This is a genomic window from Salimicrobium humidisoli (assembly GCF_002295105.1).
Classification (GTDB): domain Bacteria; phylum Bacillota; class Bacilli; order Bacillales; family Halobacillaceae; genus Salimicrobium; species Salimicrobium humidisoli.
On the sequence record NZ_NSGH01000006.1, the window covers coordinates 33,109 to 57,190 of the forward strand.

The window sequence follows — 24,082 nt, forward strand, 5'->3', positions numbered from 1 at the left end:
CGGCTGTCTTTTTTTCGGATCAGGTCCCTCAGATCAATATGATAAATAAGGAGTCCGGGCGTGGTGATTACGTCCGGACTCCTCTTTCATACCATTATGCAATTATCGTATGGAAGGTTTTATTTCAAAATAACTGTTAAGAAATTGTGCAATGCCGTCTTCTTCGTTAGAAGCAGTCGTTTCATCGGCAATTGATTTAAGTCCGTCAATCGCATTTCCCATCGCCACTCCTGTACCGGCGTAATCTATCATCTCGAAGTCGTTGTCCTCATCACCAAAAGCTATAATCCGCTCGCGTGGTATGCGGTAGTAGTGAGCAATCTTATGAAGACCTACCGCTTTGTTCAATCCTGCCCGGACAATTTCGATAACGTGCCATGGAGCGCCCCAACGCCTGTGATCGATGGCTTCGGCATGTTTGTCGAGCTCTTCGCGGATATACTTCACTTTTTCCATGTCGCCTTCTTTCGGTTGAATAAGGAGGGACGTGGGGTCGGTTTTCAGATGGCTGGCCAGTGGGCCCACGGTTACGGGATGTTCGTTCGTATCGAATATCTTCATCATATCTTCATCGTAATAATGAAGGTGGACATGGTCTTTTACTTCGGCGAGAATATTCTTCACACCCATTTCGTTTGCCATATGGATGATCTCTCTTGCTTTTCGCAAAGGGAGAGGGGAGTGGATGGCGTCCCACTTCTGGTTCAGTGGATGATGGATGAGTGCCCCGTTGAAGTTCACCATCGGAGTATCCAGTCCGAGTTCGTGATAATATTTAATACTGGCCCTGTGCGGCCGGCCGGTAGATATAACTACGATGTGGCCCTCCTGAATAATCTGTTGTACGGCTGCTTTCGTACCGGGGCTGATCGTTTTTTCATCTGTGAGAAGCGTTCCGTCCAGGTCCAGCGCAATTATATGTTTATTCATTTCGTCACCTCGACTATTGGAAATATGTAAAACTTTCCAATAAAATTTGTGAATGTTACTATTAACTGAGAATATTCGTATTTTACCAAAATAAATTTAGAAAAGAAAGGAAAGAGCCGATGATTTCAGTACAACGCGAGTCATGGAGAGGAATTCCGCTGCTTCACGTAACCGAAGCGGCAAAACAGGGAGAACCGCTCCCGGTATTTACATATTTCCACGGATTCACTTCCGCCAAAGAACACAACTTACCACAGGCTTATCTGCTTGCGGAGAAAGGGTACCGTGTGCTGCTCCCGGACAGTCTGTACCACGGAGAGCGCGAAGAAAAACTGCACCAGCAGCAGCTCAATCTCAAATTCTGGGATATCGTTTACCAAAACCTGAAAGAACTCCAGGTTCTGTATGATGAACTGGAAATCCGTGATCTGCTGGAAGGGGACCGCTTCGGAGTCGGCGGCACTTCCATGGGGGGTATTACGACTACGGCGGCTTTGACGATGTACCCGTGGATAAGTGCAGCCTGTGTCATGATGGGCTCTCCGAAACCGGTAGAGTTCTCGAAAAAGATAATAGAGGACGTAAGAGCAAGCGGTGGAGAGCTTCCTGTCAGCGACGAAGAGTTGAACAGTCTGTACTGGGCGCTGTCTACTATAGATCTCTCGCTTCATCCGGAGAAATTGAAAGAGAGACCGCTTTTTTTCTGGCATGGAGATGCGGATCCGGTCGTGCCGTTCACTCACAGCTATGAGTTTTATAACGAAGTGGAGAGTCAATACAGAAACAAGCAGGCGATTCGTCATATCAAAGAACCGGGAAGAGATCACAAAGTAAGCCGGAGCGGTATTCTCGAGATGACGAAGTGGCTTGAAAAAATATTGTAGCGAAAAATTTAACGTTCGGCCTGTTTTTCGTTATAATACGTATAAGAAGATAAGAAGGAGGCTGAATAATGACTACTGCAATCGAAGAAAACGCAATGGGTGCTCTTGAAAACGTTATTGACCCGGAACTTGGTATCGATATCGTGAACTTAGGCCTGGTATACGGCGTAGACGTAGATGAAAATAATAAGGCGGTCGTTACGATGACCCTTACTGCGATGGGATGCCCATTGGCAGGACACATCGAGCAGGATGTGAAACGTGCTTTATCCGATCTCCCTGAAATTGATGAAATTCAGGTCAACATCGTGTGGAACCCGCCGTGGAGCAAAGATCGCATGAGCCGCTATGCGAAGATAGCTCTCGGTATCCCGGATTGATTTATACGAAATCTAAAAACTCCCCCCGAAGGCTGCGTGCTAGTACAGACGCTTTCCTCCGGAGGGAGTTTTTTATGCTGATACTCGGGCTGCTGCTCAGGATAAAAACAGCAGGACGAGAATACCGACAGTAAAACAATAGTAGGCGAAATACTTCAGGTTACCGTTGGCCATGACGTTCATGAACCAGCGAAGGGAATAATAGGAAGCTACTATGGAACCGGCAAAAGCCAGTACGTAAGCAGCCCATAATTGTCCGCTTTTTGCTCCGAGAATGTCTTCGAGCGAAAGAAGCATCGAACCGAGACTTACCGGGATGAACAGAAGAAAAGAGAAGCGCAGAGCCGTTTCCTGCTTCATTCCGAGCAGCATGGCGGCTACAATAGTCGCTCCTGAACGACTGATGCCGGGTATGAGGGCGACCCCTTGGGCGAGCCCTACGATAATCGCATCTTTCATAGTAAGATTCCTGTCATTTTTACCACCACGGATATTCCTTATGACCCAGAGAGCCAGTCCCGTTACGAGCAGCGTCGCGCCCACAATCCATACGGCATCGAGGTTACTGTCTATATAATCTCCGAATACAACTCCGAGAATACCTGCAGGAATAGTCGCAACTACAAGGTAGAGAATGAAATCAAAGTCTTCTTTATGTGCTTTTTCCTGTTTGAAAATGTAGCCGAAACCGTTCCGGACGAGGCGGATAATATCATTCCGGTAAATGATGAGGACGGCAATTAATGAACCGAAGTTGACGAGCACAAGAAAATCAAGTCCTTCATCACTCAGGGAAATAAGCTCCTGTAAAATGACAAGATGTCCGCTTGAAGAGATGGGAATCGGTTCGGTGAATCCCTGAAATATGCCCAATAGTAAGTATTTGATCCATAACCATATCGCTTCCAATGTAAAGAAGCCTCCTTCTGAATAAACTTCTGTTTGCAGTACGGGTCTTCCACCATTAAAAAAAGAAGCGCGCTGAGCGCTTCTTTTAAGCATCTTCCTCTTTGAGACCGACTTCTCCGAGTAATATGACTGCGACCGTGAATATGGCAGTCATTAAAATGACCTGAAGCATGGAGAAATCAACCTGATTCATGTTGCTTATTACGTAAGCAGTCATGAAGCTGAATAGGAATGACCATAGAATCGTGTAAAGAATACGCATTGTTATTCACCTCAATTATGTACAATCTTACTATTCATATTACCAAAAGACGGAAAGAAATAAAACAAAAAAACATATTTCACCAAGTACCTTCAGGGGACAAGAGACCAGGAGGACCTTCTGTCAGATGACATTCACAAAAAACCAGGACCGGGAGAGTTCGCCGAAAAGGCGGGGTCAGCCTGAATCTTCGCGGAATAAGGCGATTCTCCGGCCAAAGTGCTTGCAGACAGGTATAATTTACATTAGAATTAGCACCAAGTAATAAGATTAGATTATACCTTAAGGGGATGAAAACATGAATGCTGGATTTCTCGGAATTGGACATTATACACCCGAAAAAGTTCTTACAAATAAGGATATGGAACAAATTGTAGATACAAGTGATGAGTGGATACGCACCCGTACGGGGATCGAAGAAAGAAGGATTGCAGCTGATGGGGAAGATACTTCTGATATGTCTTACAATGCGGCAGTCAATGCTCTTGAAGACGCCGGTATGACAGCAGAGGATCTGGACATGATCATTGTCGCCACGGTTACACCGGATCAGCCTTTCCCTTCCGTGTCGGCCATGCTTCAGCATAAACTCGGCGCCAATAAAGTTGCTGCCATGGATGTCGGGGCAGCGTGTGCCGGTTTTATGTACGGGGTAATTACTGCTAAACAGTTCATCGATACCGGATCCTATAAAAACATTCTCGTAGTCGGAACCGATAAACTTTCTAAAATCACCGATTGGGAAGACCGTAATACGTGTGTGCTGTTCGGAGACGCATCCGGTGCTGCAGTGATTGGGCCGGTAGACGATGAAAAAGGAATACTTTCTTTCGAACTTGGTGCCGATGGATCGGGCGGACCGCATCTGTATCAGGATCAGAAGGATGCACTTCAGATGAACGGCCGTGAAGTGTTCAAGTTTGCTGTGCGTCAGATGCCCGAGTCTTCCGTGAACGTAGTGAAAAAAATCGGTCTGAAAGAAGAGGATGTAGACTTTCTCGTGCCTCATCAGGCGAACATCCGTATTATGGAAGCTGCCAGAGAACGCCTCGGCATCCCTCCGGAGAAAATGGCTACAACTGTTAAGAAGTACGGGAACACTTCTTCAGCATCTATCCCTGTCGCTTTGTCAGAAGAAGTGAAAGCAGGTAAAATCAAAAACGGAGACCTCGTAGTCCTCGTCGGGTTCGGCGGCGGATTGACGTGGGGTGCAGTCGCCCTGCGCTGGGGCAAATAAAGCTCCAGGGTTTCACGGACGAGGTGAACCGAAAAGTAACTTATAGATAATATTCAGCGAATTTTTAAGGAGGAAGCAGAGGATGGATAATAAGCGAGTCGTTATTACCGGTCTGGGTGCCGTAACACCCTTAGGTAATAATGTCGAAGATACATGGAACAGTATAAAGAAAGGAGAGTCGGGTATAGGCCCCATGACTAAAATGGACCCTGCCAATTACCCGGTCTCCGTGGCGGCCGAGCTTAAAGATTTCGACGTTTCGCCGTACGTGGATAAGAAAGAAGCCAGACGGATGGATCCATTCGTCCAGTATGCAGTAGCAGCTTCCCACATGGCCGTAAAGGATGCAAACCTTGAAATCACCGAAGAGATTGCTCCGCGAACGGGTGTGTGGATCGGCTCAGGAATCGGCGGCATGGGCACGTATGAATCAGAGTTCGAGAAGTTTCAGAAGAAAGGATATCGCCGCGTAAGCCCATTTTTCATCCCTATGATGATTCCGGATATGGCCGCCGGTCAGGTTTCCATCTCGCTGGGCGCCAAAGGCATCAACTCGTGTACGGTAACAGCCTGTGCCTCGGGTGCCAACTCTATCGGAGATGCCTTCAAAGTGATACAGCGGGGAGACGCCGACATTATGATTGCCGGGGGGACAGAAGCTCCGATGATTCAAATGGCTTTTGCCGGCTTCTCTTCAGCGAAGGCCCTTTCGCTGAATGAAGATCCGGCCAAAGCGAGTCGACCTTTCGACCGGAACCGGGACGGATTCGTAATGGGAGAGGGCGCAGGCGTTGTCATTCTCGAGACGCTTGAGTCCGCGAAAAATAGAGGTGCTAAAATATACGGTGAAATTACCGGGTACGGTTCTACAGGAGACGCTCACCATGTTACGGCTCCTGCTCCGGAAGGCGAAGGTGCTGCAAGAGCCATGAGTCAGGCTCTTGGAGATGCCGGTATCAGTAGGGAGACTGTTGATTACATTAACGCTCATGGCACCTCTACGGAACTTAATGATAAATATGAAACGATTGCCACTAAAACCGTGTTCGGAGATCATGCCTACAAACTGGCCATGTCTTCCACAAAGTCCATGACCGGACACCTTTTAGGAGCAGCCGGAGCGATAGAAGCTATCTTTTCCCTTAAAGCTATCAATGAGAGTATCCTCCCTCCTACAATAAATCATGAGGAAGCGGATCCTGAGTGTGACCTTGACTATGTACCGAACGAAGCGAGATCCAAAGAAATTCAGACAGTAATGAGTAACTCCCTCGGTTTCGGGGGACACAACGTTGCGCTGATTTTTGAAAAATATGCAGACTGACTTTGCAATCTGTTAATAAATTACAAAAAAAGCCTTCCCTGACTATCTCGGGGAAGGCTTTTAGCTTATTCCAGAAATTCCTGGATCGTTCTTGCTGTCTCTTCTGTATCGTGATTCAGTACCAGGCCAATAGGGTATTCTTTACGTTCATTCCACGTATTGTCATCAGTCGGTATGCGTAGTTTTTCAATATCCTCCACAGGGTTCAAAAGAAAGTCCTTGGCCAGGGAAAGAGTTTTCCCGGTGCCGAGGTTCGTATCGACGTAAGGCTGGATTGTACCGATCAGCCGAGGTGTTTTTAGTACACCGTTCAGGGAAATGATTTCCTCTTTTAAGCGGGTGATCACCTGCTGCTGGCGACGGACACGTCCGTAATCGCCTTCTGCATCTTTGCGGAAACGTGCGTATCCGAGCAGTTCTTTCCCGTCCAGTTTCTGTTCGCCTTCCTCAAGATCGATTTTGCCCGCGCTGTCCTCGAAGTTCATATCTTTTTCCACATCAATACGGAGTCCGTCCGGAGCGATAGTATCCACAATTTGTGTGAAGCCGTCAAAATCTACAAGAGAGTAATATTCCAACTCCACACCAAAATTTTCTTTTATCGTTTTCCGCATCAGTTCCGGACCACCAAGGGCGAATGCAGCATTTATTTTATTATATCCGTGGCCGGGTATTTTGACGTATGTGTCTCTCATAATGGAGACCAGTTTCGCTGACTGGGTACCCGGATCGTACTGGGCAATCATAATAGTATCGGTACGGGACCTTTCCGAGCCGCGCTGATCGCTTCCGAGCATCAGAACGTTCGTCTTTCCATCCCCGTTATCCGTACCTTCCCATTCTTTCATATACTCACTGTTCATTTCATTCGAAGAAGCCTTGGCATCTGCAGAAGCCATCCCTTCTGCGTTGTGTTTTCCACTCAAATATTCAAAAGCCGTATAACCGACGACCGTCAATGTTAAAATCAATATAAGTGCGACGAACAATTTCAGTTTTCTTTTACTTTTTCTTCGTCTGCGCACTGCACGGCTCGAAGCCATAATTATTCCCCTTTCCCGTAGCTTACCAATTCAAATGTACCTTTTATCCTTCCATAAGTAAAGAAGGAGTTGAACGTATTGTACCTTACTTTCTCCACCCATATAAAGTACGGAATCATATCTGTATTTTTGAGCGTTCCTGCCAAATTTACCCGGCGGGCCGCTCCCTTAATGTAAAAACAAAAACCGGAACCTGAAAAAGTTCCGGTTTGTACCGTATGGAAAGGTTTTTGAGATTCATTTTCTTTTTTGATGAACGCGTCCGAGCCCCATCGCTTTTTTCGCTTTTTTTAACGTCTTTTCTGCAGAAACATTCGCTTTGCCGGCTCCTTCATCAAGAATCAGGTCCAGTTCTTCCGAATGGAGAAGTTCATGGTACTTTTCCTGGATAGGGGAGAGGACTTCGACGACTGCTTCCCCTACGTCCGCCTTGAAATCTCCGTACCCCTGCCCGTGGTAGGCATTTGTCAGTTCCTCCGGTGAACGGCCGGTACAGACGGAATAAATGGTAAGCAGGTTTGAAATTCCCGGTTTATTATCGGGATCGAATTCTACGATTCCCTCCGAATCCGTAACCGCGCTCCTGATTTTCTTTCGTATCGTATCGGGGGCATCGAGCATTGAAATAAATGCTTTTGTGTTGGCATCGGATTTACTCATTTTCTTATCGGGTTTCTGGAGAGACATGATCCGCGCCCCGGTAGTGGGTATGCTGACTTCGGGTACCGTGAAAATGTTGTTGTACTTATTGTTGAAACGTTCCGCAAGTGTCCGTGTAAGTTCGAGGTGCTGTTTCTGATCTTCGCCGACAGGCACAGTCTCTGTCTGATAAAGAAGGATATCCGCAGCCATAAGAGGCGGGTATGTGAGAAGTCCGGAAGAAACTCCGTCCCTGCCTCCCTGCGATTTATCTTTGAACTGGGTCATCCGTTCAAGTTCCCCGATATAGCTGATGCTCTGAAGCATCCACCCGAGCTGAGTGTGAGCGGGAACTTCCGACTGGATAAAAAGCGTGGATTTCCGGGGATCGATACCGACAGCAAGATAAAGAGCTGCGAGAGACCGGATATTGTCCCTCAATTTTAATCTGTCCTGTGGCATAGTAATCGCATGTTCATCCACGATACAGAAGTAACAGTGGTGATCCTCCTGCAGATCGACGAAGTGCTTCAACGCTCCCAAATAGTTGCCGAGAGTAAGTGTACCACTCGGCTGAATACCTGAAAAAATAACGGACATAGTAATCGCTCCCTGCTTATATAATTGATTTTCTGCATACAAAAAGCATTCCTCTCTGCCTGTGCAGGGACGAATGCTCGCGGTGCCACCCTAATTGCTGTATTGCAATCATACAGCCGACTTTAATCGTTAACGCCGATATACGGTAAAACTCCGGAAGCCCAATTTCCGTACCATGTCTTCGCTGTTCACACCGACCACAGCGTCTCTGTAGAATAAACCATAGTACATACTTATCTTCCATCATTGTTCTATGAATATATATTGTAATAGAAGTATAGGGAAGCGGAGGCTAATTTGCAACCCCTGCATAGTAGAAAAACAAAAGTACAAACATAACCATCAGCATGATAACCCCCTGGAAGAAAAACATCCGGAGCCAGCTGCGATTGACGGTTTCTGAGGGGAGAGGTTTTCCTTTCCATTCCTCAAGGTAAGCCCGCTGTTTTGAAGTTTTATTGTAAAATCTGCGAAAACTGTAAGCGATCCCGTCGAAGAATCTTCCGCGGATCACCCACATTATAAGAGCGATGAATAAATAGAAAAATACTACGTAAAAAACGGAATTGATATAGTACTTCAGTGTATATTCAGGAGAGTTGAACAAAAAAAGCAGAGCGGTAATCACGAAATTAACAAGTAATACGAAGAAGGGTTTTTTCACAGCCTCCATATTCAAACACTCCTCACTATGTAACAAATCGTTACAATTATAGCATCGAATTTTCTCCCTTCAAAGGTAAAGGTATAGAAGGTTGTAATGGTATTGTAATTTAACGTAGGTCTTTAGACTTAAAAAAACGTCCGAATGTACTTTTGTAACAATATTTATTTCAAAAAGATTTAAAAAATTAATGCAAAATTTTAAGAAAACTTGTATAATTCAAATTGCGGGTTGTTCGAACCGCTGAATTTTCAGAATACATTCATAATAAGGGGAGGTCTTTTTCACATGAAGAAGTCGAATTGGTTATTGCTGGTGTTGACACTGGCGTTGAGTATGTTCCTGGCTGCCTGCTCCGGCGGAGACGATAGTAGCAGCGGGGAAGGTTCAGGATCAGATAAAGAAGGATCCGGTGGAGAAGGTGACAAAGAACAGGTATTGAGTCTTTCTGAATCCGCAGATATCCCGACGATGGATTCATCCATGGCTACCGATACAGTAGCGTTCCAGTGGTTAGGTTCCACGAAAGACGGTCTGTATCGTCTGGATGAGGATGCACAGGCGGAGCCGGGTATTGCTAAAGATCATGAAATGAGTGAAGATGGAACTACTTATACATTCAATCTTCGTGAAGACGCAAAATGGTCCAACGGAGACCCTGTAACAGCGGAAGACTTCGTCTACGCCTGGCAGCGCGCCGTCAATCCGGACACAGGTTCCGAGTATGGTCCGTACATGATGAACGGCGTCATTAAAAATGCCGAAGCGATTGCCAGCGGTGAGATGGAAGTAAGTGAACTTGGTGTAACTGCAAAAGATGAACATACGCTTGAAGTACAACTGGAACAGGCGACACCATACTTCGAATCACTGACAGCGTTTGGAACATTCCTTCCATTGAACCAGGATTTCGTTGAGGAGCAGGGAGATAACTACGCTCAGGAAGCGGATGCCCTTCTTTCTAACGGACCATTCAAGTTTGAAGAATGGAATCACGGTGAAGGCTGGACAGTAGTCAAGAACGAAGATTACTGGGATGCTGAAAACGTGAAACTTGATAAAATCGACGTAAACGTAGTGAAAGATACAGCAACAGGAGTAAACCTTTTCAACTCCGGTGAAATCGACCGGACAGGTCTTTCTTCCGAGTTCGTAGATGAATACCGTTCTTCGGAGGAGTTCCAGATCAAAGACGAACCTACTCTTTTCTATATTAAGATGAACCAGGAAGGCGAAGTGCTTTCGAACGTGAACGCACGTAAAGCTATCCAGTACGCAATCGACAGACAGGGAATGGTAGATGTCATTTTGAACAACGGTTCGAAACCTTCTACAGGACAGGTACCTGAGAACTTCGTTTCTCACCCTGAATCCGGAAAAGATTTCCGTGAACTGAATGGCGATCTTGTAACATCCGACCTTGAAAAAGCGAAAGAACATTGGAAGAAGGCGAAAGAAGAGCTTGGTAAAGATTCCGTTGAGCTTGAGTATCTCGGTGGAGATACAGAGGTTGCTAAAAATCTTGATGCTTACATCAAAGATCAGCTGGAGCAGCTCGAAGGACTTTCCGTTAAAGTGAATTCCGTACCGTTCGAAGTACGTCTGGAGCGCGACACGAACATGAACTACCAGCTTCAGAACGCAGGTTGGGGACCGGACTACATCGACCCTAATACTTTCCTTAACTTGTGGCTGACGGACGGCGGTAACAACCACACCGGTTATGCAAGTGAAGAGTACGATAAACTGATCAATGAAGCTAATACAGATCTTGCCCAGGATCCTGAAGCCCGTTGGGAAAACTTCCTGAAGGCTGAAGAACTTCTTATGAAAGAAGATGCTGTACTTGCTCCACTTTATCAGCGTAGTGTGGCTCAGCTGCAGAAACCTTATGTAAAAGGTGTTTATGTAAACCCTATGGGTGCCGACTACACGTACAAGTATGCTTATATTGAAGGTAAATAAGAAGGACATTCTTAACTTTATATAGGCCAGTAACAAGAAAGGAGAGTATATGTCGCAGGACGTATGCTCTCTTTTTCCCTGTAAAGGAATTTTTCCGATAATACGGAACTTTCAGTCAATTAACCGTTTGAGAAGATTAAACAACCAGGAGGTGTCAGCATATGGTGCGTTACATATTAGAGAGACTTGTGTATATGTTAATAACGTTGCTGCTTATTGCAACACTGACGTTTTTCCTGATGAAGCTTCTGCCGGGTACCCCCTTAAGTGCTGCAGATAAGCTTTCGGAAGAACAGCAGGCGATTGTTTTGGAGAAATACGGTTTGAATGATCCTCTTCCTGTCCAGTATTTCAATTATATTACCGGACTTTTCCAGGGGGACCTTGGGCTTTCGTTCCAATTTGATAATCGTGAAGTAACGACGATTCTGCTTGAGAGAATGGGACCTTCGATGACGCTCGGGGCACAGTCTCTGATCTTAGGAACGATAATCGGTGTTCTGCTTGGATTGCTGGCAGCGATTTATCACAATGGAGTCGTGGACTACGGTTCCACATTCATCGCAGTCATAGGTAAATCCATACCTTCTTTCGTTTTCGCAGGGATTCTTCAATTTTATTTAGGTGTCCGGTGGGGGCTTTTTCCAGTTGCTCTTTGGGAAGGCTGGGAATATACAATCTTACCAACATTAGCGTTGGCGATCTTCCCAATTGCAATTGCCGCACGTTACATGCGGACTGAAATGCTGGAAGTACTGGGTTCCGATTTTATAACTACGGCGAGGGCAAAAGGGGTGAACAAGTTCGGAGTGGTATTTAAACACGGACTTCGTAACGCTCTCATTCCGATCATAACCATTATGGGACCGCTTGCTGTAAGTCTGATGACAGGTACACTCGTAATTGAAAACATTTTCTCGGTGCCGGGGATCGGTGAACAGTTCGTCAAATCCATCAACACAAACGATTACCCGATTATTATGGGAACGACCCTTTTCTTCTCGTTCCTGTTCATCCTTATCATCCTGATCATTGACCTGTTGTACGGGCTCATTGATCCAAGAATCCGACTGACAGAAGGAGATTAATTGAGTATGGAAAATCAAACACCTTCAAAAGATTTATTTGTACCGGTGGAACGCGAAAGAGAAGAACAGCACGAGATAGGGAGACCGAGTCTTTCGTTCTGGAGAGACTCCATGATCCGTCTCCGGAAGAACAAGGGCGCAATGGCCGGCCTGGTAATGCTTATCATAGTGGCAATCATGGCGTTATTCGGCCCTTATATGAACGAGTACACGGCGAATGAGCAGGACTTATCGCGGGCTAAGATTCCTGCGAAAGTCGATGGTCTTGGGTGGCTAGGCCTCGATGGCACGCTTTCCCAGATTGAAGAAGGAGATACGGTGGAAGCTGCACGTTCGAGTGCGCTTGCCCGATTCAGCAACGATGAAGAATTCACAGAAATAAATGTACTTAGTGACGGCTCCGATGGCGGGGAAGCAAGAGTCGAAGCCGTACACGACCCGTATGCCGCCAAAGACATCGATTCCAACTTCTGGTTTGGAACAGATGGACTCGGCAGGGATCAATGGACAAGAGTTTGGGAAGGGACTAGAATTTCACTTTACATAGCTCTTCTTGCAGCTGCGATCGACATGGTGATCGGAGTCGCCTACGGCGGTATTTCCGCCTATTACGGCGGGCGTGTTGATAACTACATGCAGCGTATCATTGAAATACTTACCGGTATTCCGAACCTTGTCGTCGTCGTACTGATGATCCTTATTCTGGATCCCGGAATCATGTCCATTACTATCGCGCTGGTCATAACCGGGTGGATTCCGATGGCAAGGATAGTAAGAGGACAGGTACTGAAGCTTAAAAGCCAGGAATTTGTACTTGCTTCGCAGACACTCGGGTCCTCGGACAACAGGGTGATCAGAAAACACCTAGTGCCGAACGTCATGGGACTTATCATCATCAATACGATGTTCACGATTCCATCTGCCATTTTCTTTGAAGCTTTTCTCAGTTTCATCGGTCTTGGACTGCCGACACCACAGGCATCTCTCGGTACGCTTATTGATGAAGGGTTCAAATCTCTGCAGATTTACCCGTTCATTCTGTTCTGGCCGGCGCTTGTATTGTCGATATTGATGATTGGATTTAACGTATTAGCAGACGGTCTTCGCGATGCATTCGATCCGAAGATGCGTGAATAGGAGGTAGGGATACATCATGGATAACTTACTCGAAGTGAACAATCTGCACGTATCCTTTGATACCTACGGAGGCGAAGTGAAAGCAGTCCGGGGTGTGGATTTCAGTGTTAAAAAAGGAGAAACCCTCGCCATCGTAGGCGAGTCCGGTTCCGGTAAATCCGTAACGACAAAAGCTTTAATGGGACTCATACCGAGTCCTCCGGGCCGAATCAAAGAGGGGGAAATCCTTTTTGAAGGAAAAGACTTAACGAAAATGAAAGACAAAGAGCTTTCCAAAATCCGTGGGAAGGATATAGCGATGATTTTCCAGGATCCGATGACTTCCCTGAATCCGACGATGAAAGTCGGTAATCAGATTATGGAAGGTCTCATTAAACACCAGAAGAAAAGTAAAAGTGAGGCGAAGAAGCGCGCCCTGGAACTTCTGGAACTCGTCGGGATCGCAAATGCAGAACAACGTCTTAAGCAGTATCCCCACCAGTTCTCCGGAGGAATGCGCCAGCGTGTAGTAATCGCTATTGCACTTGCGTGTAACCCGAAGCTTCTTCTCGCGGATGAACCGACGACCGCACTCGACGTTACGATTCAGGCACAGATCCTTGAAGTAATGAAAGATATTCAGAAGGAGATGGAGTCGGGGATCGTATTCATCACTCACGATTTAGGAGTTGTGGCGAACGTCGCTGACAGAGTAGCGGTCATGTATGCAGGTAAAATAGTAGAGATCGGTAAAGTGGACGACATTTTCTACAACCCGAAACATCCCTATACGTGGGGACTGCTCGGTTCCATGCCTTCTCTGGACAGCACGGACGACGAACTGTACGCCATTCCGGGGTCGCCGCCGGACTTGATGCACCCTCCTAAAGGAGATGCTTTCGCTCCGCGCAGTGATTTTGCAATGAAAATCGATTTCGAACAGGAACCACCGATGTTCAAAGTATCGGAAGATCACTACGCAGCTACCTGGCTTCTTCACGAGAATGCACCGGCCGTCCAGCCGCCTGAAAGTGTGCAGACTCGTATGAAAGGGATGACACGGGAAAGTGCGGAAGGAGATAAAGTATGAGTAAAGAAAAACTGCTTGAGATAAGCAACCTGAAACAGCACTTCAAAGCAGGAAAAAAAGGCGTCATCAAAGCAGTAGACGGTCTTAATTTCGATATATACAAAGGCGAAACCTTCGGACTTGTAGGAGAATCGGGATGTGGTAAATCGACGACGGGCCGTACCATCATCCGCCTGTATGACGCAACGGAAGGCGAAGTGTTGTTTAACGGGGAAGATGTACACAGTGTGAAAGATAAAAAAGAACTGAAGCGTTTCAACCGGGAAATGCAGATGATTTTCCAGGATCCTTACGCTTCTTTGAACCCCCGTATGAAAGTGGAGGATATTGTAGCGGAAGGCCTTGATGTTCACGGGCTTGCTTCCAACGATCAGGAACGTAAAGAGATTGTCGTTAACCTGCTTGAAACAGTAGGACTCAACGAAGACCATGCTAACCGTTACCCGCACGAATTCAGCGGCGGGCAGCGTCAGCGTCTCGGTATTGCGCGCGCTCTGGCGGTGGACCCGAGCTTTATTATAGCTGATGAGCCGATTTCAGCTCTCGATGTTTCCATTCAGGCGCAGGTAGTGAACCTGCTCAAGAAACTGCAGAACGAGAAAGGGCTCACTTATTTGTTCATCGCCCACGATTTGTCGATGGTAAAATATATTAGTGACCGTATCGGAGTGATGTATTTCGGAAAAATGGTTGAACTTGCAGATGCCGATGATCTGTATGAAAATCCGATGCACCCGTACACGAAATCACTGCTCTCTGCTATCCCTCTTCCGGATCCGGATTATGAAAGATCCAGAAGAAGATTCAACTATGACCCGAGCGATCATGATCAGAGCGAGGAACCCGAATTCCGCGAAGTGCGACCGGACCACTGGGTGCTCTGTACGACGAAAGAGATGGAAAAATATCAAAAGGATTATCCGGGTAAGTAACCGGGAGGACCGCTTCTGCACAGAAGCGGTCCTTTTAAATATAAGTATTTTTATGAAAGTAATGGAAATCTATGGTCATTGAATAGGAATTTCGTATATAATATAGGAAATGACAGTAGGGGATGGTAAATTGAAAAATGTATTATGCAACGTTTTGTTCGTTATAATAGTGATCTGCAGTGTTGGGGGAGCGGTGCAGGCGGAAGAAGGGGAAAAATTACCCGCAACGGAAGTTTCAGGCAAAGAACTTGTTCCTGAAAAATATCCATTTCCCGACAGAATTCAGCGTTTTATGCGTGAGTCGGAACTCTCGTTTACATATCCCGATGCAGTAAGGGGAATTTATGTCACTGCCAATTCGGCAGCAGGGAAAAAGATGCCTGAGTTGACGGAACTGGTAGAAACGACGGATTTGAATGCAATGGTAATTGATGTTAAAGAAGACCACGGGGAAATTATGCTCGAACCGCATAACGACAAATATAAAAAAATATTCGAAGGTAAATACGATTGCGTAATGGACGACCCGGAAGCCATATTGAAAGATCTTGAACAGAAAGGTATATACCCGATAGCGAGAGTTGTCGTATTTAAAGACAATGTTCTGGCAGAAGAGAGGCCTGAATTGTCTTTTACCAGGGAAAACGGGGAAATATGGACGAACGGGAAAGGGGAGGCCTTCGTGAACCCATTCAAGAAAGAAGTGTGGGAGTACAACGTTGAAGTTGCTAAAATGGCAGCGGACCTTGGCTTTCAGGAAGTGCAGTTCGACTATGTTCGCTTTCCGGAAGGGTTCGCATCCAGAGACGACGTACTTCAGTACGGGAAAGGCGATTACGATTCAGAAGGTGTGAGTGACGTTCAGCAAAGAGTTAATGCTGTAACGGACTTTGTAGAGTACGCGAGAGAATCGCTCAGAAATTACAATACTGATGTATCTGTCGATATTTTCGGCTACTCGGCGGTAGTTCCCGAAGAACCGAATATAGGCCAGAACTTTTCGAAAATCGCTTCGAATGTCGATGTGATTTCCTCGATGATTTACCCGAGCCACTGGGGTTCTTTCTTTGGAATTGAAAATACAGACACAGAACCTTATAAGCTTGTTGAGAAATACGCTAAAGTGGAAAATGACCGGTTGAAAACGTTAGAAGACCCGCCGGTCTCCCGGCCATGGATTCAGGATTTCGAAGCTCCGTGGCTATATTCGGGTCCGACGAAACAGTATGGGGTAGCGGAAGTGGAAGCACAGATCGAGGCTCTTAATAATAACGGAATCGAAGAATATCTTATATGGAATGCAGGAAGCAACTATACTGAGGGAGTAGACTATACTCCTTAATCAAAGATCCGGTCGCAGTTAAATTGCGGCCGGGTTTTCTGTTTATTTAATCCAATTTAACAAAAGAGAGGATTTCCGTTATAATATAGAAGACTACGAAAAAGGGAGTAGATCGATGAACTGGTTTGAAAAGCTTAATCAGTATTTTCCAATTGAAGAAATGAAATCTCAGGAACATATGGAAGCTCTTTTGAATGAAAAGGGAGATTTATACTACAAAGATGAAGGGGATAAACACGTGTTAATGTACGCTGAATTCCCGACTTTCGTCTTTATCGATTATGTATACGTTTCCTCAAGCGCCCGGGGCGAAGGTCTCGGTCACAAACTGATGGACAGGATGAAAGAAAAGAATAAACCGATTATACTTGAAGTGGAACCGGTCGATTACGAAGATTCGGATACGGAGAAACGCCTCCGCTTCTATCAGCGTGAAGGATTCTCACACGCACAGTCTATTGGGTATTCCCGCCGTTCACTGGCTACGAATGAATGGAGCCAGCTCGAGATTCTTTACTGGTCTCCGGAAGATTATAGTGAAGAAAAAATATTTGAACAGATGAAGCAGATGTATAAGGAAATACACACTTATAAAGATAAGAAGTTTTACGGCAAATCCTATCAGCCGGTGGAAGAAGTTCTGAAGCTGGATGAAGAAAGGGCCGTAGAGAACATGATTGATTCTCTCGATGTTAAAAAGAAAGTTTGAAAAAGCTCCCGTTTCAGAACGGGAGCTTTTTCAATGAGGGAGTATTAATTGATAATGAAAACTTTGTGAACTTAATCGCTTGCGGGGTTTAAGTAGAGGTCAGACGTGGTATAATAGTGTATGTAAGGTAAAACGACACTTATTATCGCTGCCTCAATTTCACCAGTTTTTCGGGAAGCGGTATGGATTTTCGGCCTCTCTTGTGTTATACTGAACATAAAGATTTAATTAAAGTGATTTTAAACTGATAAACAATTTCGCTTGCAGATATTGTTATATTCTAAAAATGAGGAGTGAAGTCTCACATGGTTACACTTTATACCTCACCAAGCTGTACATCATGCCGTAAAGCCAAAGCCTGGTTAGAAGAGCATAACATTGGATACACGGAAAGAAATATTTTTTCAGAACCTTTGACTATCGATGAAATAAAAGTAATACTCCGAATGACTGAAGACGGAACAGAAGAGATCATATCGAAAAGATCCAAAGTGTTCCAGGAAATGGACACTGATTTCGATCAATTACCAATGCAGGAATTGTTCGATCTTATCCAGGAAAATCCCGGTTTGTTGCGCCGTCCTATCATTATTGACGACAAACGGTTGCAGGTTGGATACAACGAAGATGAAATACGCCGCTTCCTCCCAAGGAGCGTTCGAACTTTCCAGTTGAAAGAAGCTCAACGTCTTGTCAATTGATGTTAAAGGCTATGCCCGGATAAGAGGCATAGCTTTTTTATTAATCAATAATCAACGAACGTGAGAACGATAAATTTCGTTCCTTCTTATATAGTGACAAAAGAAAGAAAATAGTCTAAAATGTAATACCAACTTACATTTACCTCAGGTGAAAGCAATTTATTTTGAAGCCGAGGGAAGGTATCCTATAATGAAGTCAACAGCACAGATGAATTATTCGAAAGCAGGGTGTAGACCGTTGCGGATTCGGGTACTGTGTTAAATAATAGAGCAGTCTCTTCAGCCTGTTATACTACCTCGAAGGGAGAGAGACGAAAATGGAAATAGAACGGATTAATGAAAACACTGTTAAGTTTTATATAACGTATCAGGATGTAGAACAACGGGGATTCAATCGCGAAGAAATCTGGTATGACCGGGAACGCAGCGAGCAGCTTTTCTGGGACATGATGGATGAAGTAAGCGACCAGGAAGATTTCTCTCCGGAAGGGCCGTTGTGGATTCAGGTACAGGCGATGGATAAAGGAATGGAAATCATCGTAACGAAAGCACAACTTTCCCAGGACGGACAAAAGCTTGAATTGCCGGATGAGGAAGACAAGAACATCGACATTCCGATGGACGAGAAACTGGAGTCGTTACTGGAGAATGAACCTTCAGAGAAAAGTACTGCAGAAGATAAGAAAGATAATGAAGGTGAGCAGGAAGAAGAAAATAAAGAGCCGTTATCCTTCGTTCTTCACTTTCCGGATATCGAGGATGTCATTCAGTTGAGCCATTACCTGACATTGCCGGACAGCGTTCACAATGCCTTGTATCATTATGAGGAAGGGTATTATTTAAGTGTTCGCTTCCAGGATGAGAATATGGGTGATAATATTCAGGAAAATTATTTAAGCCGCCTGATGGAATTCGGTTCAGAAACGAAGCACACTGTTCACGTCATTAACGAATATGGTAATCCTATATTTGAAGAAGATGCTCTACAATCTATCAAAAAGCACTTTTCCGCTTAAGGAAAGTGCTTTTTTATTTATGTCGTCCGGAAGCCGGAGAAGAAAGCAGGATTTTCTTAATGCGTGACGAAAGTAATACTTTGAACAGTGGTATAACTTTCATAAAGGAGATGAGACATGTTTTCAGCTTTGGATACACAAGGAACCGTATTTTCTCTGTATAGACGAACGACAGGGGAAGTTGCACACCTCAAACATATAAAAGCTTTCTATTGTCCTGAATGTAAAGAAAGAGTGCGGCTCCGGCTCAGTGATAAATACGCCCCGCATTTTGCACATTTACCGGGAAATGCATGTGACCGTAAAGGAGAAACGCTCCAACATCATTCCGGGAAGGTACTTCTGTACGAATGGCTGAGAAATCAGAATCTGAATCCTGTTCTGGAATATTACATACCTGCTGTCAGCCAGCGGCCCGACGTTTACGTGGAATGGAAAAAACGTAAGTTCGCTATAGAATTTCAATGCTCCGTCATCCCCGCCGACAAGATAGTACAAAGAACTGCAAATTATCGTGAGGGCGGGATTATTCCGATATGGATTCTGGCTGACGAGAAAGTGACAGGAGATTCCCGGCGGATTTCATCTTCAGCGTTTCTCAGGTCGTTCCTTTACGTATTCAATCTTCAACCTGTCTTCTATACTTTTTCTTCCTCCACAAAAACCTTCTCTGTCATATATGTCCGGCAGGCCCTCTCCTCCGCAAAATGGCTCATCCGGAAACAGAGTCGCTCCATTGATCATCTATCCTTCACTGATCTTTTCCGCATACGTAAAGTCGGCAGATCTCTTCGGCACTGGTTACAGACCGTCTATTATTACCGGACGACTCCCGCACCACGGAACTCCGGAAAAGAAAATGAATTCCGTCAGTTCCTTTATTCCAATAATTTATCTCCTTCTCTTCTTCCTTCCGTATGTTTCCTGCCTGTAAGCTGTCAGCCTTTGTATTACGATATATCCGTCAGATGGCAGACGAAGATAATTCTTTACATGTCTTCTTTGAAGCGGGGAGAGAAGGTGAACTGTCCGCCTGTCTCTGTGTCGGACGCAATCGGCAGCAGAAAGTTCAACCTTGCAGAAGCTTACATGGAGGAGCTGGCGGATTTTGGTTATGTTCAGAAGATAGAAGAAGGATGGTACAAAGGAAAAGACGTCCCTTTCCCTAAAAACATAGAGCAGGCTGTAAGGCAGGACAGGGAATTAATGATACAATTAAAGCTAAGGGACGAATGGTCCTGAGCAGTATAGAATAAGGAGGCTTTTAAGTGGTACAGACGAAAGAACTTCCAAAACGCGAGGACGTGGCTGAAGAGCGCACGTGGAAACTCGAAGATATTTTCGAAACGGATGAGAAATGGTACGAAGAATTTGAGCAGTTAAAAAAAGAAGTGGAAAAGATCCCTCCATTTGAAAATACGCTCGGAAATTCAGCAGAGCGATTGTACGAACTTTTCGATTTTCAGGATCGATTTATGCAAAGGCTCGGAAAGCTGTTCACGTATGCACACATGCGCAGTGACCAGGATACGACAAATGCATATTACCAGGAGATGAATACGAAAGCTGAGACGTTACTCACTGAAGCGTCTCAGGCAATGAGTTTCATAGTACCCGAAATTTTGGCGCTGCCTGAGGGAACGGTTGATAAGTTTCTCGAAGAGTACGAACCGCTTAAATTATACGAGCACACGTTAAACGAAATAATCCGCCAGAAAGAACATATACTATCCGAGAAAGAAGAGAAACTGCTTGCCGGTTTTTCTGAAATCGCAGGTGCTCCTGCTCAGACTTTCGGAGCTCTTAATAACGCCGATCTCACTTTCCCTTCCATAAACGATGAGAAGGGGAATGAAGTGGATGTGACACACGGCCGCTATATCAACTTCCTGAAATCCGACAACCGGAAAGTACGTGAAGATGCTTTTCGTGCTATGTATGATACATTCGGCTCTTTTAAAAACACGTTCGCTTCCACACTGAGTGCTAACGTTAAGAAAAACAATTTCAAGGCGACCGTACGTAATTACCGCAGTGCGAGAGAAGCGGCGCTTGATTCTAATAAAATACCGGAAACCGTCTATGACAATCTTATCGAAGCGGTACATGACCGTCTTGACCTTATGCACAGATATGTCCGTTTAAGAAAACGGGTTCTCGGACTGGATGAAGTCCATATGTATGACCTTTATACACCTCTCGTCAAAGATGTCGGAATGAAGATTACGTTTGAAGAAGCGCAGTCGAAAGTGATAGAGGCCCTCAGACTTCTAGGTGAGGATTATACTGCAAAACTCGAAGAAGGATTCAAAAATCGATGGATTGATGTAGAAGAGAATAAAGGAAAAAGAAGCGGGGCGTATTCCTCTGGTCATTACGGCACAAACCCTTACATTCTTATGAACTGGCAGGATAATGTGGATAACTTATTCACGCTGGCTCACGAATTGGGCCACTCGCTTCACAGTTACTACACGCATCAGCATCAGCCATATCGTTACGGGAATTACTCGATTTTCGTAGCCGAAGTCGCTTCCACTACGAATGAAGCATTATTGAACGATTATATGGTGGAGCAGACGGATGACGAGAAAGAGAAACTTTTCTTATTGAATAACTACCTGGAAGGCTTCCGGGGCACAGTTTTCCGTCAGACGATGTTTGCTGAATTCGAGCATGAAATTCACAGAAGAGAGCAGGAAGGCGAAGCTCTTACTGCAGAGAGACTGACAGAAATCTACTACGATCTTAATAAAAAGTACTTTGGAGACGATGCGTTTATCGATGAAGATATCGGACTGGAATGGGCACGGATCCCTCACTTTTACATGGGTTATTACGTTTATCAGTACGCAACCGGCTATTCTGCCGCTACAGCTCTTGCAAAGCAGATTCAGGAGGAGGGGGCTTCCGCTGTGGAACGGTACAAAGATTTCCTTAAAGCGGGAAGCAGTGATTACCCTATTGAAGTCCTTAAAAAAGCCGGAGTGGACATGACGTCCAAACAGCCGGTACTGGAAGCGCTCGACGTGTTTGAACAGAAGCTTGACGAAATGGAGCGTCTGCTAGAAGGGTGATAGTTTGATTCTCCTGACAAATAAATAGTCGAAGTGAAAGATATTATCAGCTGGCCCCCGGTATAACACCGGGGGTTAAATTTTGCCCTCAGCATGGTCCTGCAAGTTCAAAACAACCTTACGGGCTGCGTTGTTGTCGCTTATTGTCGGTTGACACAAAAAAGCTTGCAGAGAAACCCCGGGTTTCTCTGCAAGCTGCAGCCATCTTATAGATGTCCATCTTTTTTAACGTATATATTCCCAGAATACACCGTGTTTCACAGGTATTTCCTGTACTTTCTGTTTCAGAACGAGTTTGCGCATTTCCCGTCTGGCTTCTTTTTCAGTCCAGTCGTAGACGACAGCGATTTCTTTGTTGGCTACGAACCGGTACTGATTCATGAATTCTTCCAGGCTTGGTTTTAACGAAGGGGCCGGGTTCTGTTGAAGCATGTCTTTCAAAACTTTAACATAAATATGATATTCATAAAGGCCTGTGATTTTCAGGCCGGCGTCCTCTTCGGATTCGTTGAAAATAACGATTGTAGGGGTTTCGTCAACTTCCATTTCCTGTCTGAGTTTCATGTCATCCTGAAGAGCCCGCTTAGCGGTTTCGGAATGAAGATCCCGTTTGAACTCTTCCACATCTATATGACTCTTTTCTGCGCATTCCACCAGTATTTCTTCTTTGGAAACGTCCTGTTTTTCAAGGAATACGTACTCCTGAACTTTTCTCAAAAATCTCATACCAGATTTCTTTCCCTGGAATTCGGCGGCCTTCACTGCAAGAGCCGTAGAAAGAGGGGAGTGGACCGGGTTTTCAATCCATACATCACCATCACAGCACATACCTGTGAGGGAAGTAGTCTGATCCCACTGACGCTTCAGGTTCTCGGGTTTCTCTGAGTGGCTCCGCTGCCAGGTGGTAAGAGATCCGCTTAATATGGGACGGATTTTGAAATATCTGCCGTACTCAAGCGTAAGTTTTTTGATGAAAGGTTCAAGAGACCAGCATTCGGGGCAGAGCGGGTCGACGAAAACGTAGATTTCGATAGGCCGCTTCTGCAAATTGAAAAAACCTTCCTCAAAGCCCTGGGATGTTTGATCCGCCTGGCTTAAGCTTCTCCAACTCACATAGATTCCCCTTTCTCGTCTTCCGGTGTATTCATCATATTGTTTGCTGTCATTGTCAGCCTCTCTAATATGATACGTTCATATGGCTGTTCAATACCGACCTCAAAAACGGCTTCTCTCATGCATGAAAGCCAGGCGTCCCTTCTGGTCGGCGTGATGGGAAAAGGCATGTGCCTAGCTCTCAGCATCGGGTGTCCATGTTCCTGAATGTACAGGGGCGGCCCTCCGAAAAATTGAGTCAGAAACTGTTTCTGCTTACGTTTTGTTTCGGTTAAATCGGCCGGGAAAATGGGGGTGAGCTCCGAGTGGGAGGCCACACGTTTATAAAAAGCGTCGACAAGTATCTGCAGCTTTTCGTCTCCGATCGCTTCGTAAATAGACCGATGTTCCTGGGGCATAATTCATCCCTTCCTATCTATATAATCTATTGTAGCAATGAGGAGGGGTGCCGACAACTAATCTGACCTGCCCCTCGCTTCATAGAATCGCTGAATTTTATTTTTCGTTTCTCTTTGAGGAATGGAAAACCCGGAGAGGAGCTCCCGGAAAACTTTCAAACCTTGTTCCCTGGAACCGGCTTCGATTTCAAGTTCATAATCGTATGTCTGAAAATAACGGCTGTAATCAAGTGTCACTGTCGTCTCCTGATACCTGATTTCCCGTCTCCGGGTGGAAAGGGAACCGAGGTAGCGCAAATCACTGATATCGATTCCGAGATCATAAAGCCGTTTTGTAATGTTCGGCTGGGCGTGTCCTTCATTGCGGATCCACAGATTGGCTTCGTATTCATCGATTTCATCATGAGTCTCAAGGAGGCCCTCAGGGTGAGGTTCTTTCAGGGTCATTGTCCACCCCGAACCTTTTTGACGTATACGAAGAGCAGCTCCGTGCTGTTTTAAAAGAAGCTTTTCTGTTTCGAAATAATAATTGGTCTGATCAAAGGATTCGTCCGGATCAAACGGCAACTCCTCGAGCATTCTCTTATATTCTTCTTCCGTAAGCAAGTTTTTGAACTCAATCTCGATTTCATGACTCACTACTTCACGCTCCTTCAGTAAAAA

Annotated in this window: 24 protein-coding genes and 1 other annotated feature; of the genes, 15 read left to right on the forward strand and 9 right to left on the reverse strand. The window is 45.3% G+C overall.

The window, feature by feature from the left end; all coding sequences use genetic code 11:
- Positions 1-102: 102 nt before the first annotated feature.
- Entirely contained in the window at positions 103-930 is an 828-nt protein-coding gene (locus CKW00_RS04985) for a Cof-type HAD-IIB family hydrolase (RefSeq protein ID WP_095821658.1), read from the reverse strand.
- A 119-nt stretch (positions 931-1,049) separates the two neighbouring features.
- On the opposite strand from CKW00_RS04985, the gene CKW00_RS04990 reads away from it, so the two are divergent.
- Both CKW00_RS04990 and CKW00_RS04995 read left to right on the forward strand, forming a co-directional pair.
- Positions 1,050-1,814: an alpha/beta fold hydrolase gene (locus CKW00_RS04990; RefSeq protein WP_095821659.1), complete on the forward strand. Its 765-nt coding sequence runs from the start codon at positions 1,050-1,052 to the stop codon at positions 1,812-1,814.
- Between the two features lie 68 nt (positions 1,815-1,882).
- Positions 1,883-2,194, forward strand: coding sequence for a metal-sulfur cluster assembly factor (locus CKW00_RS04995; RefSeq protein ID WP_008590109.1), 312 nt, complete (start codon positions 1,883-1,885; stop codon positions 2,192-2,194).
- A gap of 96 nt (positions 2,195-2,290) precedes the next feature.
- Here CKW00_RS04995 and CKW00_RS05000 read toward each other — a convergent pair whose 3' ends face one another.
- Positions 2,291-3,103, reverse strand: coding sequence for an undecaprenyl-diphosphate phosphatase (locus CKW00_RS05000; RefSeq protein WP_095821733.1), 813 nt, complete (start codon positions 3,101-3,103; stop codon positions 2,291-2,293).
- 85 nt (positions 3,104-3,188) lie between these two features.
- A complete protein-coding gene (locus CKW00_RS05005) occupies positions 3,189-3,365 on the reverse strand; it encodes a YjzD family protein (protein WP_095821660.1) in 177 nt (58 codons plus the stop codon).
- A gap of 298 nt (positions 3,366-3,663) precedes the next feature.
- Here CKW00_RS05005 and CKW00_RS05010 point away from each other — a divergent pair, with 298 nt between their 5' ends.
- Together CKW00_RS05010 and fabF are read left to right on the forward strand one after the other, a co-directional pair.
- Positions 3,664-4,602, forward strand: a complete 939-nt coding sequence (locus tag CKW00_RS05010; protein WP_095821661.1) for a beta-ketoacyl-ACP synthase III — start codon at positions 3,664-3,666, stop codon at positions 4,600-4,602.
- An 82-nt stretch (positions 4,603-4,684) separates the two neighbouring features.
- The gene (fabF, locus tag CKW00_RS05015) at positions 4,685-5,926 is read left to right on the forward strand and encodes a beta-ketoacyl-ACP synthase II (RefSeq protein WP_095821662.1); all 1,242 of its coding nucleotides are present in this window, start codon (positions 4,685-4,687) and stop codon (positions 5,924-5,926) included.
- A 65-nt stretch (positions 5,927-5,991) separates the two neighbouring features.
- Here fabF and CKW00_RS05020 read toward each other — a convergent pair whose 3' ends face one another.
- From CKW00_RS05020 to CKW00_RS05030, 3 genes are all read right to left on the reverse strand, one after another.
- Positions 5,992-6,969: an LCP family protein gene (locus CKW00_RS05020; RefSeq protein WP_095821663.1), complete on the reverse strand. Its 978-nt coding sequence runs from the start codon at positions 6,967-6,969 to the stop codon at positions 5,992-5,994.
- A 237-nt stretch (positions 6,970-7,206) separates the two neighbouring features.
- Entirely contained in the window at positions 7,207-8,208 is a 1,002-nt protein-coding gene (trpS, locus tag CKW00_RS05025) for a tryptophan--tRNA ligase (RefSeq protein ID WP_095821664.1), read from the reverse strand.
- A gap of 62 nt (positions 8,209-8,270) precedes the next feature.
- Positions 8,271-8,464, reverse strand: a binding site (T-box leader).
- A gap of 36 nt (positions 8,465-8,500) precedes the next feature.
- On the reverse strand, positions 8,501-8,881 hold the full coding sequence (locus CKW00_RS05030; RefSeq protein ID WP_095821665.1) for a DUF3899 domain-containing protein: 381 nt from the start codon (positions 8,879-8,881) through the stop codon (positions 8,501-8,503).
- Positions 8,882-9,160: 279 nt separating this feature from the next.
- Between CKW00_RS05030 and CKW00_RS05035 the strand changes: the two genes are divergently transcribed.
- From CKW00_RS05035 to pepF, 11 genes are all read left to right on the forward strand, one after another.
- Positions 9,161-10,837: a peptide ABC transporter substrate-binding protein gene (locus CKW00_RS05035; RefSeq protein ID WP_095821666.1), complete on the forward strand. Its 1,677-nt coding sequence runs from the start codon at positions 9,161-9,163 to the stop codon at positions 10,835-10,837.
- 161 nt (positions 10,838-10,998) lie between these two features.
- Positions 10,999-11,925 carry an oligopeptide ABC transporter permease gene (opp3b, locus tag CKW00_RS05040; RefSeq protein ID WP_095821667.1) on the forward strand — a complete coding sequence of 309 codons (927 nt, stop codon included), beginning with the start codon at positions 10,999-11,001 and terminating at the stop codon, positions 11,923-11,925.
- Between the two features lie 6 nt (positions 11,926-11,931).
- Positions 11,932-13,062, forward strand: coding sequence for an oligopeptide ABC transporter permease (gene opp3C / locus CKW00_RS05045; protein ID WP_095821668.1), 1,131 nt, complete (start codon positions 11,932-11,934; stop codon positions 13,060-13,062).
- A gap of 16 nt (positions 13,063-13,078) precedes the next feature.
- Positions 13,079-14,131 (forward strand): ABC transporter ATP-binding protein, encoded by a 1,053-nt coding sequence (locus tag CKW00_RS05050; protein ID WP_095821669.1) that lies wholly within the window; start codon positions 13,079-13,081, stop codon positions 14,129-14,131.
- The gene (locus CKW00_RS05055; RefSeq protein WP_095821670.1) at positions 14,128-15,063 is read left to right on the forward strand and encodes an ABC transporter ATP-binding protein; all 936 of its coding nucleotides are present in this window, start codon (positions 14,128-14,130) and stop codon (positions 15,061-15,063) included. The genes CKW00_RS05050 and CKW00_RS05055 overlap by 4 nt, the downstream gene beginning before the upstream one ends.
- A gap of 109 nt (positions 15,064-15,172) precedes the next feature.
- Positions 15,173-16,405 carry a putative glycoside hydrolase gene (locus CKW00_RS05060; protein WP_095821671.1) on the forward strand — a complete coding sequence of 411 codons (1,233 nt, stop codon included), beginning with the start codon at positions 15,173-15,175 and terminating at the stop codon, positions 16,403-16,405.
- Positions 16,406-16,520: 115 nt separating this feature from the next.
- On the forward strand, positions 16,521-17,114 hold the full coding sequence (locus tag CKW00_RS05065) for a GNAT family N-acetyltransferase (RefSeq protein ID WP_095821672.1): 594 nt from the start codon (positions 16,521-16,523) through the stop codon (positions 17,112-17,114).
- Between the two features lie 305 nt (positions 17,115-17,419).
- A complete protein-coding gene (gene spxA, locus CKW00_RS05070) occupies positions 17,420-17,815 on the forward strand; it encodes a transcriptional regulator SpxA (RefSeq protein ID WP_008590078.1) in 396 nt (131 codons plus the stop codon).
- 317 nt (positions 17,816-18,132) lie between these two features.
- On the forward strand, positions 18,133-18,831 hold the full coding sequence (mecA, locus tag CKW00_RS05075; RefSeq protein ID WP_095821673.1) for an adaptor protein MecA: 699 nt from the start codon (positions 18,133-18,135) through the stop codon (positions 18,829-18,831).
- Between the two features lie 117 nt (positions 18,832-18,948).
- Complete coding sequence (locus tag CKW00_RS05080) at positions 18,949-20,073, forward strand: competence protein CoiA (RefSeq protein ID WP_095821674.1); 1,125 nt, start codon at positions 18,949-18,951, stop codon at positions 20,071-20,073.
- Between the two features lie 26 nt (positions 20,074-20,099).
- Positions 20,100-21,908: an oligoendopeptidase F gene (gene pepF / locus CKW00_RS05085; protein WP_095821675.1), complete on the forward strand. Its 1,809-nt coding sequence runs from the start codon at positions 20,100-20,102 to the stop codon at positions 21,906-21,908.
- Between the two features lie 225 nt (positions 21,909-22,133).
- On the opposite strand, the gene CKW00_RS05090 is transcribed toward pepF, so the two are convergent.
- The 3 genes from CKW00_RS05090 to CKW00_RS05100 are packed head-to-tail and all read right to left on the reverse strand — an operon-like array spanning position 22,134 to position 24,058.
- On the reverse strand, positions 22,134-23,021 hold the full coding sequence (locus tag CKW00_RS05090) for a ClpXP adapter SpxH family protein (RefSeq protein ID WP_008590071.1): 888 nt from the start codon (positions 23,019-23,021) through the stop codon (positions 22,134-22,136).
- Positions 23,018-23,419: a globin domain-containing protein gene (locus CKW00_RS05095; RefSeq protein ID WP_095821676.1), complete on the reverse strand. Its 402-nt coding sequence runs from the start codon at positions 23,417-23,419 to the stop codon at positions 23,018-23,020. The genes CKW00_RS05090 and CKW00_RS05095 overlap by 4 nt, the downstream gene beginning before the upstream one ends.
- 57 nt (positions 23,420-23,476) lie before the next feature.
- A complete protein-coding gene (locus tag CKW00_RS05100) occupies positions 23,477-24,058 on the reverse strand; it encodes a CYTH domain-containing protein (RefSeq protein ID WP_095821677.1) in 582 nt (193 codons plus the stop codon).
- Positions 24,059-24,082 lie beyond the last annotated feature (24 nt).